The 15,194-nt window shown below is 37.9% G+C and carries 15 protein-coding genes, 1 tRNA gene and 1 pseudogene; 2 read left to right on the top strand and 15 right to left on the bottom strand.

Annotated elements, in window-relative coordinates:
- Positions 1-8 precede the first annotated feature (8 nt).
- The 15 genes from ACTCIM_RS00680 to ACTCIM_RS00610 form a co-directional block, all read right to left on the bottom strand.
- Positions 9-1,244 carry an inorganic phosphate transporter gene (locus ACTCIM_RS00680; protein ID WP_472313288.1) on the bottom strand — a complete coding sequence of 412 codons (1,236 nt, stop codon included), beginning with the start codon at positions 1,242-1,244 and terminating at the stop codon, positions 9-11.
- A 20-nt stretch (positions 1,245-1,264) separates the two neighbouring features.
- Positions 1,265-1,537 (bottom strand): TMEM165/GDT1 family protein, encoded by a 273-nt coding sequence (locus tag ACTCIM_RS00675; RefSeq protein WP_029966219.1) that lies wholly within the window; start codon positions 1,535-1,537, stop codon positions 1,265-1,267.
- A 102-nt stretch (positions 1,538-1,639) separates the two neighbouring features.
- Entirely contained in the window at positions 1,640-3,247 is a 1,608-nt protein-coding gene (locus tag ACTCIM_RS00670) for a glycosyltransferase family 4 protein (RefSeq protein WP_472313286.1), read from the bottom strand.
- 92 nt (positions 3,248-3,339) lie between these two features.
- Positions 3,340-4,224, bottom strand: coding sequence for an MBL fold metallo-hydrolase (locus ACTCIM_RS00665; RefSeq protein ID WP_464279676.1), 885 nt, complete (start codon positions 4,222-4,224; stop codon positions 3,340-3,342).
- Positions 4,212-4,550, bottom strand: a complete 339-nt coding sequence (locus ACTCIM_RS00660; RefSeq protein WP_472313284.1) for a NifB/NifX family molybdenum-iron cluster-binding protein — start codon at positions 4,548-4,550, stop codon at positions 4,212-4,214. The genes ACTCIM_RS00665 and ACTCIM_RS00660 overlap by 13 nt, the downstream gene beginning before the upstream one ends.
- Positions 4,551-4,565: 15 nt before the next feature.
- Entirely contained in the window at positions 4,566-5,471 is a 906-nt protein-coding gene (locus ACTCIM_RS00655; protein ID WP_464279678.1) for an ATP-binding protein, read from the bottom strand.
- A 21-nt stretch (positions 5,472-5,492) separates the two neighbouring features.
- Positions 5,493-6,350 carry a P-loop NTPase gene (locus ACTCIM_RS00650; RefSeq protein ID WP_472313281.1) on the bottom strand — a complete coding sequence of 286 codons (858 nt, stop codon included), beginning with the start codon at positions 6,348-6,350 and terminating at the stop codon, positions 5,493-5,495.
- Positions 6,350-7,192: a nucleotide-binding protein gene (locus tag ACTCIM_RS00645; protein ID WP_472313278.1), complete on the bottom strand. Its 843-nt coding sequence runs from the start codon at positions 7,190-7,192 to the stop codon at positions 6,350-6,352. Before ACTCIM_RS00645 ends, ACTCIM_RS00650 begins: the two co-directional genes overlap by 1 nt.
- A complete protein-coding gene (locus ACTCIM_RS00640; protein WP_472313276.1) occupies positions 7,189-7,551 on the bottom strand; it encodes a NifB/NifX family molybdenum-iron cluster-binding protein in 363 nt (120 codons plus the stop codon). The genes ACTCIM_RS00645 and ACTCIM_RS00640 overlap by 4 nt, the downstream gene beginning before the upstream one ends.
- Positions 7,552-7,640: 89 nt before the next feature.
- Complete coding sequence (locus tag ACTCIM_RS00635; protein ID WP_464279683.1) at positions 7,641-7,970, bottom strand: DUF5320 domain-containing protein; 330 nt, start codon at positions 7,968-7,970, stop codon at positions 7,641-7,643.
- A gap of 18 nt (positions 7,971-7,988) precedes the next feature.
- Positions 7,989-8,558, bottom strand: a complete 570-nt coding sequence (locus ACTCIM_RS00630; RefSeq protein WP_472313274.1) for a NifB/NifX family molybdenum-iron cluster-binding protein — start codon at positions 8,556-8,558, stop codon at positions 7,989-7,991.
- A gap of 138 nt (positions 8,559-8,696) precedes the next feature.
- Positions 8,697-10,019: a sigma-54 interaction domain-containing protein gene (locus ACTCIM_RS00625; RefSeq protein ID WP_472313271.1), complete on the bottom strand. Its 1,323-nt coding sequence runs from the start codon at positions 10,017-10,019 to the stop codon at positions 8,697-8,699.
- Positions 10,020-10,122: 103 nt separating this feature from the next.
- Positions 10,123-10,218: transfer RNA gene (locus tag ACTCIM_RS00620), tRNA-Ser, on the bottom strand.
- Complete coding sequence (gene tadA, locus ACTCIM_RS00615; protein ID WP_472313269.1) at positions 10,195-10,686, bottom strand: tRNA adenosine(34) deaminase TadA; 492 nt, start codon at positions 10,684-10,686, stop codon at positions 10,195-10,197. Before tadA ends, ACTCIM_RS00620 begins: the two co-directional genes overlap by 24 nt.
- Positions 10,686-11,492: a phosphoribosylformylglycinamidine synthase subunit PurQ gene (locus ACTCIM_RS00610; protein ID WP_464279687.1), complete on the bottom strand. Its 807-nt coding sequence runs from the start codon at positions 11,490-11,492 to the stop codon at positions 10,686-10,688. The genes tadA and ACTCIM_RS00610 overlap by 1 nt, the downstream gene beginning before the upstream one ends.
- A 228-nt stretch (positions 11,493-11,720) precedes the next feature.
- On the opposite strand from ACTCIM_RS00610, the pseudogene ACTCIM_RS00605 reads away from it, so the two are divergent.
- A pseudogene (locus ACTCIM_RS00605) lies at positions 11,721-12,008 on the top strand (STAS domain-containing protein); the annotation flags it as partial.
- Between the two features lie 39 nt (positions 12,009-12,047).
- Positions 12,048-15,191: a hybrid sensor histidine kinase/response regulator gene (locus ACTCIM_RS00600; protein WP_472313267.1), complete on the top strand. Its 3,144-nt coding sequence runs from the start codon at positions 12,048-12,050 to the stop codon at positions 15,189-15,191.
- Positions 15,192-15,194: the final 3 nt, after the last annotated feature.

Genomic DNA, 15,194 nt, shown 5'->3' with positions numbered 1-15,194 from the left:
CCTCCTGATTAATATACTATCCATTTTAAAATTTGAAAAAATATAATAGTGGTTAAGGCTGCAAAAGGTACTGTTAAAATCCAGTATAAGAAAATTTTCCAGAGTATTTTAAAGTTTACCGCTGAAAATCCTCTGGCCAAACCTACTCCAATTACTGAACCCACTGCTGAGTGGGTAGTGGAGACAGGAAGGCCCAGGTTGGAAGCCAGAAGAACGGTAGTGGCTGCCCCAAAATCCACGGCAAAACCTCTGGTATTGGTTAAAGTGGTTATTTTTTTACCCACAGTAGCAATTACTTTACGCCCCAATAAATAAATACCTGTGGCAATACCTACCCCTCCTAAAAGTAAAAAGGATATTGGAACCTGGGCAGTTGGAGAAAAGGTGTGGAGTTTGGCTATGAGATATACTGCTGCTACTGGTCCAACAGCATTGGCTACATCATTGGCTCCGTGAGATAGGGCCATATAACAGGAAGTTAGGATTTGGAGGCGTCTAAATATTTCTTCTACACTTTCTGCACTTTTTATGGTTTCAGCAAAAAGTTTTCTGATTATAAACCTACCTATTATCCAGAAGATAAGTCCTGTAAAAATAATAACTAAAAGAGATTGGTACCAGACAAGATGTAGGTTTTTACCTGCAGGTGTTTTGTACAAAAAGGAACCACAGATAAGGGCAAAGGTTATGCCTATCCAGCGTGGTGCCCAGATCTTGGCTTTTTCTAAGTAGTCTCTTTGAAAAAGTATGTATTTTCGAATATGAGAAAAGACAAAAAATCCAATTAGAGCAGCAAAAAAAGGAGAAATAATCCAGGATAAAACTACTCCTCCCATTTTTCCCCAGTTGACCACGTTGGGCCCGCCTACCACCAGTCCAAAACCAAAAATACCACCTACAATGGAATGAGTAGAAGAAACAGGCAATCCTCCTAAAGTAGAAAGTAAGACCCAAAAACCTGCAGAAAGAAGGGCAGCAAACATGCCCAGCATGATGAGCTTGGGATCGCTAATATTACTAGGATTGATAATACCTTTACTTATGGTAGCTGTTACCTGAGCGCCAAAAAAAACCGCTCCTACTACATTTAAAATACCAGCAATAAACAGGGCCTGTTTCACAGTAATAGCCCTGGCTCCCACTGCTGAAGCCATGGAGTTGGCTACGTCATTGGCTCCAAGGTTAAAGGCCATTAAAAAGCCTGCCACCATTGATAAATAAAAAAACACATCAAAAACATTCATGGGTTACACTTACCTCTTTTCTAGATTTTTTCAAAAAACATAAGAAGACCCACTACTATAAAGCCAAGTGAAGCCACTTTTTTGATTGTGGCTGTGGGTAAAAAATTACAAATAAAATCAGCCAAAAGCACCCCTAAAAGACTTACTGAAACCAGGGCCAGGGATGAGCCCAAAAAAACAGTCCAGGGCTTTCTGCTTTGGGCTGTGAGTAAAACGCAAGCTAGCTGAGTTTTATCTCCCAGCTCAGCCAGGAATAAAGTGGCAAAAGTGGACAGAAAAAGTTTAAAATCCATTTTAGTCCCCTAAAGGAAAGGTTAGGATAAGTTCAAAACCTGGCCTTCCTTAAACAAAAAAGTCTTCTTAATCCAGAAAAAAATAGGCCCATTTATCAAAGCTTAATAAATTTTCTCTATAAGCCCCTGTTTTAAACACCAAAAAATCAAAAAGGAACCCTCTTCCTGGTGCAGGGCAAACTGGCTTTTTAAAATCTGAATAAGATGGTGCAAACTTTTGGGTTTGCTTAAATTCTGTAAAAGGAAATTTACCTGTTCCAGGCTTATAAAGTCTTCTAAAAACAAGTAAAGAGAAGGAGTATCTTCTTGAGCCAGAACCTTATGCCCAAAGCTAGATAACCGCAAAATTTGTTCAGATTTTAAAGTGGTAGTGGGATAGTGGTCAAAAAGCTTAAAGGTAGAAAAGCTTAAAGGATGAACTTCCTTGTTTATGACTTTTTGTTCATTTAGCTCTTCCCAAAGTTTAATATATTTTAGAATTATCTTAGACCATAAATATTTTTGGGCATTTTTCTGGGCCTTATTACCTATTGTTCTTCTAAGTTCTTTGTTTTTTATGACTAAAAGTAGGGTATCCATGAAATTTTTATAATCAAAACCCACATTTTGAGATAATAGGAGATCATTTTGATTGTCAGATAAAAGATGGGAATAGGATTGTAAAAATAGATTGTTTTCAGGCGCATAGGTAGAAATCAAAAAACCATCTTCTTCATTTTTTATTAATTCTTTATAGCCATCAAAATCAGAGGCTAGCACACATAGAGAAGAAGCTTTTGCTTCCAGAATACTTAAGCCAAAGGTCTCCTGGTAGTTATCTACTAAAGATAAAAATATGTCAGCAGCATTTAATAGATTTATTTTTTCTTCTTCAGATATATTGGTAAATATGTAAATATCTAAGTTTAAAAAATTAGCTATTTTTTGATAGGTTTCTAAAACCTTTTCTTCAAAATTTACCTGTCCAGCCAGAACTAAAGGTATTTTTTCTTTTAATTTGTCTTGAGCTTGTTTTAAAGCCCTAAGCAGGGGTATTATATCCATTTTAGAAGAATGTGATAGTCTTCCTAAGTAAAGCAGTAAGGTAGAAGTAAGAGGAAGACCTAACTTCTGGCGTATGTTCAGTTTATTTTCCTTATAGGTAAAAAATTTTTCTTCCACTCCCAGAGGAATGACTTTGATTTTAGGAGGAGATAGCTCTGGCTTTATTCCTAAATGTTGCTGTAGATGACGGTAAAAGTTTTTTAAGACTTTTTTGCCAGAATAAGAGGTGGAGATAATGACATCTTGAGGAGACCAGGAGGATGTTAGATGGGAAAGATAGCTGTAAATAAAGTTATTATAATTTAGGCTATGGGTTATAGAGGTTATGGGAAAGTCCTTTTGCCAGAAATTTCTAAAAGAAGATAGGTATTGAGGGTAATTTATACAGTCAGAAAGGTGAAAACAAAAATAAGAATTAGTTTTTATTTGGTGGTGTAATTGGGTTTTTAAAAATAACTTTACTTTTTTTACAATGGAAAGAGGAAAATTTTCTTCTAAAAAGTTCTGTACATAATCTTTGATATTAGGAGAGGGTAGGAAAAAATGATATTCATCAAAATAGTCGTGGAGAAGTAAGAATTTTAAAAAATTGCCATTAGCTACTTTTCTACCTAGGATGGGCCCAGGTTCAAAAAAAGGATCTAAAGTTCCCCAGATTTTTTTCATATTTTATCCACCTGGTTAAGGTGATGAAAAGTATTTTAGAGTAAAAAAAATACTTCTGGCAAGGATAAATTGCTAAACCCGGGGAAAAGAGGTTAAAGGGTAAGTTTTAGGCCAGTTTGTCCTGGATAAACTTTATGGGGAAACACTTCCTTTAAGTAAGAGATAGCTTGCTTGCCCGTACAATGGCAGGGAACTAGAAGTTTAAAATTATATTTCTTTAATTTTTCTGAAAGAGTTTTTAATTCTTCTTCATTATGACCATAGAGGTGAAGTCCACCAATTAAAATTATTTCTTTTTTCTGGGCCTTAGTTAAGGATTGTATATATTCCAGGGTGTTGATAATCCCTGCATGGCAACATCCAGTAAGGATAATCAATGTATCTTCTTTGTGAATAAACAGGGATTGCTCATCAGGAATAATATCTTTTCTCTTTAATTCTAAATCTTCAAAAAAATTCTTGTTGGCTGTGGATTCATACTCTCTGGGTATAAATCCGGTTATACCCAGGTAAGGAGACAAGAAAAGAGGGCTTGAATTCCAGATGATTTGTTCATCATCTATATTTAGCAAGGCTTTTTTACTATTTATATTAATTCCTATAAATTTGACTTCCTTTTTCCCATCTACACTATATCTAGGAATTACAGCATTGGGGTGAAGGATTATTTTGGCTTTAGGGGCAATATTCAAAGCCCTGGCTAGACCTCCTGTATGGTCATAATGGCCATGACTTAAAATTATATGAGTGGTTTGACTTAAATCTACTTTGAGTTGGTTGGCATTCAAGCTAAAATTAGCTGAACTTCCTGTATCAAAAAGTATTTTTTTCTCTTCTACTTCCACATAGATACTCAAACCATGCTCAGACAAAAAATTATTGGACGCAGTATTTTCAATAAGAAAGGTAAGCTGTACTGGAGAAGTGTTGGGTAAACACCCTGAAGATTTCAGGGTGTTTGTTACTAGTGATCGCATAGGTTTTGTCCTGTAGTCAGGGTGTTGTTTAAATACTTTTGGACAATATTTTCTGGTTTATCTGGAGAAGCACCTACTATTACCTTTATGTCCAGTTGTTCAAAAAGCCCCATAGCTCTAGCTCCCATTCCACCAGCAATAATTAAATCCACATTCCTTTCTTTCATCCAGGGGGGTAAAAAACCAGGTTGATGGGGTGGAGCTTCCACATATTCAATGCTTAAAATTTCTTTGGTTTGTTCATTTACCTCTAACATAGCGAATTGTTCGCAGTGGCCAAAATGAGGGCAAAGTTGTCCTTGGGCCATGGGAATTGCAATTTTCATAATACCTCCTTGTTCTTAATTATACTTTTTTATTACTTTATTTATGTTTTCCCAGATAATTTCCATTTTATCTTTTAAAGCTTTGTTAACTTCTATTACAGGTTGAGTTTTTAGCTGAGCCTTAGTAAAACTTTCATCATAAGGAATAGTACCTATGATAGAACAATCATTTAGATGCGCCATTTCTTCTATACTGGCTGCTATCTGGGGATTTAAATCCCATTTATTGATAATAAGGGCAGAAGGAGTTTTAAAATGCTTAGTAAGTTTTAATATTCGTTCAAAATCATGTTGTCCTGATAAGGTTGGCTCTGTGATTATTAGAGCAAAAGAACTACCAGTAAGAGAGGCTATTACCGGGCAACCAAGTCCTGGAGGTCCATCTACCAATACATATTCTAGATTTTTCTTTTCAGCCAGTTCGTAAGCCTCTTTTCTTACCAGAGACACCAATTTCCCTGAATTTTCTGCTCCTATATGCAGTTTAGCATGAATCATGGGACCATATTTAGTGGTAGAACGCATCCAAAGTCCGCATTCCTGTTCTTTAAACGCAATGGCTTGTTCTGGGCAAAAATAGGCGCACACTCCGCATCCTTCACATTCAATGGGGTCTACCTGGTAAAAAAAATGGTTGTTGGTTTTTTGTTTGTAGATAGCTTCAAATCTACAATCTTCCAGGCATAACCCACATTTTGAGCATTTATCAGGTATAATTTGAGCTAGTTTTCCTGCAATAAAAGGATGACTTTCTTTTATTTTGGGCTTTAAAAGTAGATGTAAATTGGCTGCATCCACATCACAGTCAGCCAGGACTAATTTTCCTTTTAGTAAAGAAGCTAAAGAAGCCACCAGGCTGGTTTTACCAGTACCGCCTTTACCACTTAAAACAACAATTTCTTTAATTTTAGGCTTAGACATTATTTACCTCAAATTTATGCATTATGCATCTAATTTTAAAGCTTCCTTTACAATGTTGTTTACTTCCTTAGCTGGTTCACTTTCTGGATGGGTTTTTATATAAATATATCCTTCTTCTCCTGCTCTTACTATTTCTGGGTCTAAAGGCACTTTAGCCAGTAAGGGGAGATTAAATTCTTTTGCCAGTTTTTCTCCTCCTCCACTTAGGAAGATGTCTGTTCTCTCTTTACACTTGGGACAAATAAACCCACTCATATTTTCCACAATTCCTAGAATGGGATTTTCCAGCTCTTTACAAAAAGTAATAGATCTACGTACATCATCTATAGCCACTTCCTGAGGAGTGGTGACTATAATTCCATAGGCTTTTTTACCTAGAAGCTGCATAACACTTAAAGGTTCATCTCCTGTTCCTGGAGGACAATCTACTACCAGGTAATCCAGTTCTCCCCAGGCTACATCTCTTAAAAATTGTTTGATTAGCCCCATTTTTACAGGACCTCTCCAGATAACCGCTTCTTTTTCTGAAGGAAGTAGAAAACCTAGGGACATAACTGCCAGGTTTTTGCTCCAAAATACGGGCTCCATATAGTCCTTTTCCACATGAGGAAGAGTATTTTTTAGGCTAAGTAATCTGGGGACAGAGGGGCCATGTACATCTACATCCAGGAGCCCAACTTTTTTACCCTGTAAAGCCAAACCTACAGCAAGATTTACGGCTAAAGTACTTTTTCCAACCCCACCTTTTCCAGATAAAATTACCAATTTATGTTTTATCTTATTAATATTTTTTTCTAACTTTTTTTCTTCTTCAAGTTTACAACTATCCTGGTTACAACTATTTTTTTGATCACAACTGGAACATTCTTTTTCAGCCATTATTTACCTCCTGTAAGCTTTTTTATCTCATTCATCAGATCTACAAATTTCTGTTTAAAAAGGGGAATTTCTTCTATTAAGATTTTTCCTTGAGAATAAATCTTAGCTATTTCTTGATTATTGGGTATTCTTAAGAGAACAGGAATAGATTCTTGTTCACAGTAATCAGTTATCAAATTGCTTTCAGCTAAATCCTTATTGATTATTACTCCATAAGGTATTTGTAATTCTCTTATGGTTTCTACTGCTAATTGTAGGTCATTTAAGCCAAAAGGAGTTGGTTCAGTTACTAAAAGTACAAAGTCTGCTTTTTTTACAGTAGTAATAAAAGGACAGGAAGTACCTGGAGGAGCATCTATAAGAGTTAATCTTGAACTGGAAATATTCTTTTTTAGTCTTTTAATTAAAGGTGGGGCCATGGGGTGGCCTATATTTAGTTTTCCTTCTAGCAAAGTAATATGTTCTTTTTGATAAGTAGTTATAACGCCTAGAGGATACTCTTTTTCCTGCAGGGCCTGAGTGGGACAGATTTTTATACAGCCACCACAACTATGGCACAACTCAGGAAAAATTAAGGGAATAGTGTTAAAGGACACTATAGCGTTAAACTGACAGATATGAGAACACTTAGCGCATTCAGAGCAAAGTTCTTCTTGAACCCAGGGAATAGGGACACTAACTTCTTCCTCTTTTATTTTTTTACCCTGAATAAATATTTGCGCATTGGGTTCTTCTACATCACAATCCAGTAAAGTTATTTTTTCTTCTAGGGATTTAGCTAAATTTACAGCTATAGTGGTTTTACCTGTACCACCTTTTCCTGAACCAATAGCTATAATCATGCCCAATGTCCTTCTACATTTGCTTGATTAAGTATTTCTACTTGATTGGATAAAAATTTATCTATTGCTTCTTGAACTGTTTTGGCCTCAACTTTATATACTTTTATTTTGGCATGAGATAGGGCAGTAAAGGCCTTGGGACCACAGTTGGAAGTTAGAAGTGCATCTACTTTTTCTTTAGCAATATTTTGAGCTGTTTGTGTACCTGCTCCTTGAAGGGCATTTAAATTTTGAGTATTATTAATAACTTTGTATTCTTTTTTTTCTGTATCATAAATAATAAACTTAGCTGCTCTTCCAAATCTAGGGTCAAAACCTGCTTCTAAATTTTCTCCCTGGGTAGGTATAACGATTTTCATTTTTTTCTCCTTTTTAAAATATTTTTTTAAGTTTAAGGGAAGTCTTGATAGAACTTCCCTTAAACTTAAAGTAAATGGAAGAAGGGATTTTACTTGGCTTGAAGCTCTTCTAGACGTTTTTTAATAGCCTCAGATTCTTTTTCTAGATAAGCCAGCCTGTCTTCTAAAAGTTCTTTTTCTTGTGCTAAATTTTCTCCTTGAAAATTGGGATATTGCCAATTTCTAAATCCTCTAAATCCAAAAAAGCCACATCTTCCTCCTCGTCTTCGACCTCCACGGCCAAAGCCAAAATTTCCCGACCCCAAAAATCCTCCTGGGCTTTTGTAAAAACCAGGAGTATTGTATCCTGAACAAAGGCCCAGACCTCTGCCCGTTCTTGGTCCTTCTCCCAAAGGTCCAGTTCTGTCTCCTCTAGGCATAATCCACCTCCTTTATTTTTATCCCCTGGTTAAAGGGGTATTACACCTGGGGCATCTTTTTTCAAAACAAGGAACACCTCTTTCATGCACTTCTTGATAATTACACTCAGGACAAACACATATTCCCGGTCCTTTTCCACCACCCTGGCCTCTTCCGCCCTGGCGTCCTCCTCCCTGTCCTTGTCCGCAACCTTTTCTTCCTGAGTTTTTAGGGTTGTTCCCTTGACCAAACATAAGTTTTCTCCTTTTTTGTAAGCAGCAACCTGGCATTACAAACTTTTGTTGATAAAGTTTTTTATTTAAAAAAGCAGTTAAAACTTCTTTTATTTCACCAGCAACAAAGGGAACTACTTCTATATTCTCTTGGAGTAAGTAATTCCATAGTTCTTTAGATAAGGCTCCACAAATAAGAATTGAAATCCCTGTTCTTTTTACTTCTCTGGCCTTAGACCAGGGTAACGTTGCTTTTAGCTTGATTTCTTCTTGTTTTAGAATTGCTTCCTCTTTTAATTGAAAGATTTCTAAAGTGGTGGCTACATCTAAAACTGGAGCAACTCTTTTTTGCCAGCTTACAATCCCAATTTTCATGCGGACCATATTGCATTGAAGATGCCAGATAACATTTGTTAATTATTTAAGAAGGTTATCTTGTAAGATGGTGGGCGTTAAAGGGATTTAGTAGCAAAACTGCTACTTATTTAAGGGGAGGGAGTAGCCTTTTGGCTACTAGTGGTTGATTCCCAGTTTTTTTAATTTGCGAAAGAGGGTGGTTTTATGGATGCCTAAATCTTTGGCTGTAGCTGTTTTGTTATAATTGTTTTTGGCCAGGGCCTTAAGGATTATTTCTTTTTCCAGTTCTGCTTTGTTTTGTTTGAAGTTGGTAGGTGAGAGGGTAGGTTTTAGGGAAAAGATTTCCTCAGGTAGGTGAGCAGGGGTGATTTCTCCCTGGGAACAGAGGATATAAGCCCTTTCCATAGTGTTTTCCAATTCTCGAATATTTCCTGGCCAGTTATAGCTCATAAGCAGGGAAAGGGCTTCAGCATTAAGACCAGTAATGGGTTTGGGTTCTATTTTTTTTAGTTTTTTTAAAAAGTAGTTTGCCAAAAGAGGAATGTCTTCTTTTCTTTCCCTTAAGGGCGGAAGTTCCAGGCGCAGTACATTTAAGCGATAATAAAGGTCTTCTCGAAAACGACCTTTTTTAAGCATTTCTTTTAGATTGCGATTGGTGGCTGCTAGAATGCGCACATCTACTTTTTGAGAAGTGGTGGCACCCAGAGGTTCAAAGCATTTTTCCTGGAGTACGCGTAAAAGTTTTATTTGCAGAGAAAGGGGCATCTCTCCTATTTCATCCAAAAATAAAGTCCCCTTATTGGCCAGTAAAAATTTTCCTGGTTTGTCCTTGTAAGCGCCAGTAAAGGCTCCTTTTTTGTAGCCAAAAAGCTCAGACTCCAGAAGATTTTCAGGTAAGGCCCCACAATTTAGGGCTATAAAAGGCTTGTCCTTGCGAGCACTTAGTTGATGAATGGTTTGGGCAATAAGTTCTTTGCCTGTGCCTGTTTCTCCTAAGATGAGTACAGTGCTGGAACTTTCTGCAATAGTGGGTAAAATGCCAAAAATTTGTTGCATTTTGGGGGAGCGACTGATGAGTTTTCCCAGCTGGTAGCGTTTTTGCAACTCCTGGCGTAACTCTTCCACTTCACTTAAGTCTCTAAAGGTTTCTGCTCCTCCAATAATTTTCCCTTGTTTATCTTTGAGTACCGCAGTGGAGATGCTAATGGGGATTTTCTGGCCTTCAGAGTTTATAATATAGCCTGTTTTTCCTATAATGGGCTTACCAGTGCGCAGGGTTTTTTTTAGGGCACATTCCTGTTCGCACATATTGGAACGAAACACTTCAGCGCACCTTTTCCCCAGGGCCTGGCTTCTTTTTATACCGGTTATTTCTTCAGCAGCCCGGTTAAAATAAGTGATGCGCCACTCTAAATCTATGGTAAATACACCATCTGAAATGCTTTCTAAAATACTTTCTGTGCCAATCAAACTTTTCATAACCTAAAAATTATATTCCCTTTAAAGGGCTTTGACAAGGAGAGGGTGAGGGAGAAGAGAGATATCTAGCTAGGACTTAGGGAGGAAATGTATTTTTTACAATTGGCGGAGAGGGTGGGATTCGAACCCACGTGCCCTGCTCTGCACAGGACAAGGCGATTTCGAGTCGCCCCCGTTACGACCACTTCGGTACCTCTCCTTTGCGTTTGCGCAGGAAAAAAGCCTTAAGCAGTCCACCTGCTTCTTGGGATAGTACTCCTTCTATAACCCAGAATTTATGATTTAGCCACTTAAGGCTTGGGTAGTCAAGGCGAGAATAAATAGCCCCTGCTTTGGGGTCTCTGGCCCCAAAAATAAGTCCGCTTACTCTAGCTTGCACCAAAGCACCCAGGCACATGATACAGGGTTCCAGGGTCACCACCATTACACTATTTAATAGCCGATAGTTGTTTATTTTTTCTCCAGCCTGGCGCAAAGCAAGTATTTCTGCATGAGCTGAAGGGTCCTTTAAGGCAATGCTTTGGTTATGGGCTTTGGCTAAAATTTGGTGGTGTTTTAAATCCCAGAGCACAGCCCCTATGGGCACTTCTCCTTTTTTCGCTCCCAAACCAGCTTCTTTTAGCGCCAGGTTCATGAGATATCTGGCTTTTTCTAAGGGAAAATCCATTATTGCCTTAGATATTCTACCCCGTTGGCAAAAATAAGAGTACCTAAAGGAGAGGTGACTCCTCTGGTCCATTTAGGGTGATTGGTGGGGTGATTATAGGCCTCTGGATGGGGCATAAGCCCTAGAATCCTGCCACTGGGGTCTGTTAGACCTGCAATGCCCAGGGGTGAACCATTGGGGTTATAGGGATATTCAAGGGTTGGCTGTTTGTTTTGAGGCGAGATATACTGCAAAGCAATGAGGTTATTTTCTTCTAATTGAGTTAGAATCTGGGAGCTAAAAGGAATGACCTTGCCTTCTCCATGTCTTACGGGCAGGTATAGGTAATCTAAATTTTTAGTAAAGATACAGGGACTGCTGGTATTGATTTTTAACCAGACCCAGCGGTCTTCAAACCTGGCAGAGTCATTATAACTCAGACTTACCTGTCTTTCAAAATAGTTGTTTTCTAAAGCCGGGAGTAAACCCAGTTTGGTAAGGAGTTGAAAACCATTACAGATGCCTAAAATGATTTTATTTTCCTTTAAAAAGTTTTCTAATTCCTGGCGCAGGGAAGTGCCTGATATGGTTTTGGCATATTTCCAGCGAATAGCTGCGGCCTGAGCGCCTCCTAAGTCGTCTCCATCTAAAAAGCCACCCGGGAACACGAGAAAGTTGTAGTCCTTTAAAAAGACCTTTTCCTGGATTAAATCAGAGAAAAAGCAAATATCTACTTTGTCTGCTCCAGCTTGCCTGGCAGCATAAGCACTTTCTCTTTCACAATTGGTTCCAAAACCAGTAATTACCAAAACTTTTACTTTAGCCATTTTTTTTTCCTTTTCTGAATTAAGATGGGATTTTTTTAGAAAATTTCTAAAGGAAAAGCAACAAGTAGACGAAGCTAAGATTTGAGTGAAAAATAAATTTATGATTGTCAAAATTTTGAGAAATTGTTAGTTTTAGATAAAAGGTCTTATCTTTGCTAGGAATAGCTTGTGTTTTAAGCTAAAAATTTTTATAGGTACTAGAAATTAGGGGAAAATTTTAACCAGGAGGCAGCAATGGCAGAACAAGAAATAACTTTGGTTATGGACGGTGATATAGTGGCTTCTAGAGCACAGGAAGTAAAAGATTTGATTGCAGAGAAGATAGCAGAAGGAGTTGATTTGACTTTAGATTTAAGCAATGTTTCTTATGTTGATTCTATAGGAATAGGTATTATTATTGCTACTCATAATTCATTAAAATCTAGTGGAGGAAAGTTGAAAATTATTAATGCCTCTGAAGATATTCAAAATTTGTTTAAGACCATGAGGCTGGATAAACATATAGATATCTCCTAACTTTTAATTAAAAGTTAAAACAATTAAAAGGGGTTTAAGATGACTATGTTAGATGATGAAACCTTACAAATGTATGTGGAAGAATCTAGAGAGCATTTAGAAAGTATAGAAGCAGATCTTTTGGCTATTGAGCAAATGGGAGAAGACATTGATGAAGAACTGGTAAATAAGGTCTTCAGGGCTGCTCATTCCATGAAAGGTGGTGCTGGCTTTCTAGGGCTTAATACGATTAAAGAACTGGCTCATAAAATAGAAAATGTTCTGGACATGATTCGCAATAGAGAGCTGGTGCCCAATCCTGAAATTGTAAATATTTTACTTTTGGCCTTTGACCGTCTGGCAGAGCTTATTGATAATATTCAGGAAAGCAATGAGATGGATATCTCTGAGCATGTTACTGCACTTATGAGCATAACTTCTGGAAGCCTTCCTGAGCTAGAAAAAGAAAGTGTAATTAATGAGGTAGAAATAAAAGATAGGCAAGATAGAGTTGTTTTTACGGTTAAAGAATTTGATTTAAATCAAGCTAAAAAAGGTGGAAAGTTTATCTATCTTTTAGAGTTTGATTTAATACATGACATTCATAAGAAAGACAAGCAGCCCTATGAGGTGATTAAAGATATTCAATCTACTGGAGAAATTGTTGACATTAAGCTTGATTTAGATGCGGTAGGTACACTAGAAGACGGTAAATTTAGTAATAAGATACCTCTATATGTGCTTTATGCTTCTATTATTGAACCAGATATTATTAATACCCTTTTAAACCTACCTGAAGAGCAAATAAAACTTATTGAAATAGATGAATCTAAATCTATAGTAGAAAGTAAAGAAGCAGATTTTGGGCAAAGGGAAGACACTGGGGAAACAGAAGAAGTAATGGATATAGAGGAGGAAGAGCAAGGGCATTTAATAGAAGAAGAAATTGAGTCACGAGTAAGAGAACAGGCTGTAGAGTCTGGGCCTAAAGAGCAAGTTCAAGCAACCAGGCCGGTTGCTTCTTCCCCTAAAGTTAAACCTGCTTCCCTGGCTAAAAAAGTTTCTCCTTCTAAGTCTACGGTTCATACAGATGCCCAACCTGCAGCTTCAATGCATGCAGAAACTTTACGTGTACATGTAAGTTTGCTGGAAAATTTAATGAATTTAGCTGGAGAGCTGGTACTAAGTCGTAACCAGCTTATGCAGGCCATTAGTCAGGGAGACGAACATGAGGTTTTAAATGCAGGCCAGAGAATAGATCTGGTGACCTCTGAGTTGCAAGAAGCCATTATGCTTACCAGGATGCAACCTGTGGGCAATATTTTTAATAAATTTCCAAGGGTAGTTAGGGATCTGGCCAGGGATTTAGGTAAGGAAATAGAATTAATCTTAGAAGGAAAAGAGGTTGAACTGGACAAAACCATTATTGAAGGACTTTCTGACCCCTTAACCCATCTGGTTCGAAATTCTGCTGACCATGGCATAGAAAGTCCAGAAGAGCGTATTGCCAAGGGCAAAAATCCCACAGGTAAAATTATTTTAAAAGCCTATCATGCGGCTGGACAGGTAAACATTGAAATCAAAGATGACGGTAGAGGAATAGATGCAGAGAAGATAGTAAATAAGGCCATAGCAAAGGGGCTTATTACTGAAGAGCAAGCCAAGGGTATGAATGAAAAAGAAAAGTTGAACCTCATCTTTTTGCCCGGTCTTTCCACAGCCGAAAAGATTTCTGATGTTTCTGGTCGGGGAGTGGGCATGGATGTGGTTAAAAGCAACCTGGATAAACTGGGCGGGCAGGTAGATATTGAAACTGAAAAGGATAAGGGGACCACTATTAGAATCAAGTTGCCCCTTACTCTGGCTATTATTCCCAGTTTACTGGTTTCTGTGGGCGAAGAGCGTTTTGCCATTCCGCAGGTAAATGTGGATGAACTGATAGAAGTGCCTGCCAGTCAAGTAGAAGAGCGCATTGAAAAGGTAGGTGATGCCGATGTCTTGATTTTAAGAGGTGAGCTTATTCCCTTACTTAGCTTGGCTGAAATTCTGGGGTTAAAAGAATATAAAGAAGAAAGCAGTTTTGCTGATAAGTATAAGTCCAAAGGTGGTTCAGTAAAAGTAGTTATCGCTCAAGCTGGCTCATTTAAGTATGGATTGGTGGTAGACCAATTACATGATTCAGTAGAAATTGTAGTAAAACCTCTGGGCAGGCATTTTAAAAATTGTCAGGGTTATGCTGGGGCTACCATTATGGGTGATGGAAAGGTAGCCCTTATTTTAGATGTGGTTGGTTTGGCCAGATTGGCAGAGCTTTCAGCAATAAATGTGGAAGACAAGGTAGAGGATAGAGATAAAGTGGAACAAACAGGAGAAGAATATCATACCCTGTTTTTATTCAACAATGCCCCAGGGGAATATTGTGCTGTGCCTCTGGATCTGGTGGCCAGGGTTGAGCTTATTAAGGCCAGTGATATTGAAGTAGTGGGTGGTAAGAAAGTAATTCAGTATAGAGGTGGGAGTTTGCCCATTTTTGCCCTGGAAGAGGTGGCCAATGTGGGGCATCTGGAACTGGAAGGAGATCTGGTGGTTATTGTTTTTGTGATGAGTGGACACGAAGTGGGCTTGTTGGCCAATCCCCCTGTGGATGCCATGGAAACCAACGTAAAAATAGATGATTTTGCCCTCAAACAACCAGGAATTGCCGGCTCTACCATTATAAATGACCGAACCACTTTGGTGGTGGATATCTTTGAATTTTTTGAAACCTTAAATCCTGAGTGGTTTAAAGAGCGTAAAGAGGCTGTAGAAGAGATTAAAAAAGAAGGTGAACGCAAGGTGCTTTTGGTAGAGGATTCTGACTTCTTTAGAAATCAGGTGAAAAAATTTATCGAAGCTGAAGGTTATAAAGTGGTGGCTGCAGAAGATGGTCAGGTGGCCTGGGATTATCTTAATGAGCATCCTGACGAGATAAGTGTTGTAGTAACAGATATTGAAATGCCCAATATGGATGGTTTTGAATTGACCAAGCTTATTAAGGAAAGTCCTAACTTTTCTCACTTACCCGTTATTGCCCTTACCTCTTTAGCTGGAGAAGAGGATGTGGAAAAGGGTAGGCAGGTAGGTATTGATGACTATCAAATTAAGCTGGATAAGGAAAAATTATTACAAAGCATATATAATTTTTTAACCAAAAAGGCTGCCTAACAG

The sequence above is a fragment of the Desulfonauticus sp. genome (assembly GCF_055126295.1).
Note: the sequence above shows the minus strand (reverse complement) of the source record. Positions and strands in the feature narration are given on the sequence as shown.